Origin of the sequence: Intestinimonas sp., assembly GCF_026169115.1 — a bacterium.
Taxonomy (GTDB): Bacteria; Bacillota; Clostridia; order Oscillospirales; family Oscillospiraceae; genus Intestinimonas.
In genome coordinates this window covers 1-3,432 of the sequence record NZ_JAPFEA010000088.1, presented here as the reverse complement: position 1 = coordinate 3,432, position 3,432 = coordinate 1, and the positions used below count along the sequence as shown (strand labels likewise).

Below are 3,432 nucleotides of genomic sequence, written 5' to 3'. Positions count from 1 at the left end.
GGCCTGGAGAGCCTCACCGGCGGCTCGGCCGTCCCCGCCGCACCCGCCGCCCCCGGTGGGAAGGGCCAGGCCGCCAAGCTCCCCGAGGTGGGCTCCGACCAGTGGAAGGCCGCGCTCAAGGAGGGCCCCAGCTACTACTGCGCCCCCATCACCAGCGACACCGAGATGTCCCGCCTCATCTCCCTCATGGAGAAAAACGGCGTCATCTACGGCCCCCCCTACATTGAGCAGCTCTCCCCCATCATCACCCTCCTCATCTCCTATGTCCTCCCCGTGGTCATCATGGTGGTCCTCTTCTCCTTCCTCTTCCGGGGCATGTCCAGCAAGATGGGCGGCGGCCTGGGCGGCATGGGCAAGTCCACCGCCAAGGTCTATGTGGAGAAGTCCACCGGCGTCACCTTCCTGGACGTGGCCGGACAGGACGAGGCCAAGGAGTCCATGCAGGAGATCATAGACATCCTCCACAACCCGCAGAAATACACCGAGATCGGCGCCAAGCTGCCCAAAGGCGCGCTGCTGGTGGGCCCGCCGGGCACCGGTAAGACCCTCCTGGCCAAGGCCGTGGCCGGCGAGGCCAACGTGCCCTTCTTCTCCATCTCCGGCTCCGACTTCGTGGAGATGTTCGTGGGCATGGGCGCGGCCCGGGTCCGCGACCTCTTCAAGGAGGCCAGCAAGATGGCCCCCTGCATCATCTTCATCGACGAGATCGACACCATCGGCAAGTCCCGTGACAACCGCATGGGCGGCAACGACGAGCGGGAGCAGACCCTCAACCAGCTCCTGGCCGAGCTGGACGGCTTTGACCCCGGCAAGGGCGTCATCGTCCTGGGCGCCACCAACCGGCCCGAGGTGCTGGACCCCGCCCTCCTCCGCCCCGGCCGCTTTGACCGGCGCATCACCATTGACCGGCCCAACCTGGCCGGCCGTCTGGCCACCCTCCACGTCCACACCCGGAAGATCAAGCTGGCCGAGGACGTGGACCTCAAGAAGATCGCCCTGGCCACCGCCGGCACCGTGGGCGCGGACCTGGCCAACCTGGTCAACGAGGCCGCCCTCCGGGCGGTCCGCCATGGCCGGAAGCTGGTCACCCAGGAGGACCTGTTGGCCTCCTTCGAGTTCGTCATCGCCGGCAGCGAGAAGAAAAACTCCGTCCTCACCGAGTTTGAAAAGAAGCTGGTGGCCTATCACGAGGTGGGCCACGCCATGGTGGCCTACAAGCAGAAGCACGCCGAGCCGGTGCAGAAGATCACCATCGTCCCCCACACCGAGGGCTCCCTGGGCTACACCCTCCTCATGCCCGAGGAGGACAAGACCAACCTGCGGACCCGGGACGAGCTGCTGGCCAAGATCACCGTCTCCATGGGCGGCCGGGCCGCTGAGGAAGTGGTCCTCCACACCATGACCAACGGCGCCTCCCAGGACATCCAGGAGGCCACCAACATCGCCCGCAACATGGTGGCCATGTACGGCATGAGCGACGCCTTCGGCATGATGGCCCTGGGCTCCGTCCGCAACCAGTACCTGGACGGCGGCTACGGCCTGGACTGCGCCCAGGACACCGCCGCCGCCATGGACCGGGAGGTCCAGGCCATCCTGACCGAGTGCTACCAGAACGCCGTGGAGGTCCTCAAGGAGAACCTGGAGGACATGCACAAGGTGGTGGCCTATCTCCTGGAGAAGGAGACCATCACCGGCGGCGAGATGGTGGCCATCATCGAGGGCCGGGACCCCGCCCTGGTGGAGGACGCCTACGCCTCCACCCACGCCAAGACCGCCTCCCCCGCCCTGGACGGCGACGTGGAGCGGCCCGCCCGGAAGATCACCCTCTTTGACGGCAGCAAGCCCCAGGAGGGTCAGGACCAGGAGGACGCCTCCGCTGACGGGCAGACAGAGACCGAGCCCCCGGCAGAGCCGACCCAGGACCCCGCGGACCAGAACGACCCGTAAACCAGATCAGACCGCCCCGGCGGAGGTTTTACCCTCCCCGGGGCGTTTTTTTGCCTTTTGTGATGGGGTCCTCTCCGCTCTGCACACCTCGGCATCACCTTCCGTCCCGTCATTCTGAGCCGAAGGCGAAGAATCCGTTGGCTCCCTCTTTGAGGGAGCTGTCGCCGCAGGTGACTGAGGGAGTCCTTCCATGACGCAAAAGGACGGGGAAAACGGATGCTTCGCTTTGCTCAGCATGACGCGGTCATATCCCGTAGGGCCGATGTCCCCATCGGCCCGGGAGGCCGCGCTCCACAAAATATAGCTCCCCCTTGACGGGGGAGCTGTCCGGCAGAGCCGGACTGAGGGGGTGGGCAGGGCGCAGACCACGCCCGATGCCCACCCTCATCCGTCATTTGCTCCGCAAATGCCACCTTCCCCCTGGGAGGGGGAAGGTCTACGGGCGGCGGGCGCACACGCAGGTGCGCCCCTACATGCCCCAAAACGGCGTGGTCGCCATGCCCTGCGGGGTGGTTTGGCGCGCCGGGGTCGTCGCGCCCCACAGAATGACATGGTGCATGGGCGCGTCCGGGAGGCCGCGCCCCACAGAACAGGGATATGGCCCATTTGAGCCACCCGTCATTCTGAGCCGAAGGCGAAGAATCCGTTGGCCCCCTCTTTGAGGGAGCTGTCGCCGCAGGCGACTGAGGGAGTCTTCCCATGACGCAAAAGGACGGGGAAAACGGATGCTTCGCTTTGCTCAGCATGACGCCGTCATATCCCGTAGGGGCCGATGGGGACATCGGCCCCTACGCCACCTCCCGCTCCAAAAAAACATCCACAAATTTTCCCACGGTGTGGAAAACTCTCCCCTTATTCTTGACATATGCCAGAAATAGGAGTATCCTAATGTTACTGGCATATACCAGAAACAGGAGAGGAGGCGGCCGGATGCCCAGACCCTGCAAGCGCCGGCGGGTATGCGCCCTGCCGGAGCGGCGGAGCTTCCGCTCGGCGGGAGACCCAACCCCCTGCCGGGAGACCATCCACATGACGGTGGATGAATTTGAGACTTTGCGTCTCATGGACCTGGAGGGACTCAGCCAGGCCGAGTGCGCCCGGCAGATGGAGGTCTCCCGGGCCACGGTGCAGGCCATCTACGGCGCCGCCCGGTCCAAGGTGGCCAGCTTCCTGGTCCGGGGCGGAGAGCTGACCATCGGGGGCGGGGCCTTTACCCTCTGCCCCGGCGGAAAACCGGGCTGTCCGCGCTGCCACCGGCATTGTCATGAAGGAGGAAACAGCTGTGAAAAAGATCGCGGTGACCTATGAAAACGGCCAGGTGTTCCAGCACTTCGGCCACACGGAGAAGTTCAAGGTATACAGCGTGGAGGACGGGGCCGTGCAGTCGGCGGCCATCCTCAGCGCCAACGGCAGCGGCCACGGCGCGCTGGCGGGGCTGCTCGCGGGCAGCGGGGTGGATACCCTCATCTGCGGCGGCATCGGCGG

At 65.9% G+C, this 3,432-nt stretch carries 3 protein-coding genes; all 3 read left to right on the top strand.

What is annotated here, in order from left to right:
* Nucleotides 1-1,947: ATP-dependent zinc metalloprotease FtsH (ftsH, locus tag Q0Y09_RS07870; protein WP_297720076.1), on the top strand; the 1,947-nt coding region annotated here is incomplete at its 5' end.
* A gap of 930 nt (nucleotides 1,948-2,877) precedes the next feature.
* Nucleotides 2,878-3,255, top strand: a complete 378-nt coding sequence (locus Q0Y09_RS07865) for a DUF134 domain-containing protein (RefSeq protein WP_297720074.1) — start codon at nucleotides 2,878-2,880, stop codon at nucleotides 3,253-3,255.
* Nucleotides 3,230-3,432: NifB/NifX family molybdenum-iron cluster-binding protein (locus Q0Y09_RS07860; RefSeq protein ID WP_297720072.1), on the top strand; the 203-nt coding region annotated here is incomplete at its 3' end. The genes Q0Y09_RS07865 and Q0Y09_RS07860, both read left to right, overlap by 26 nt.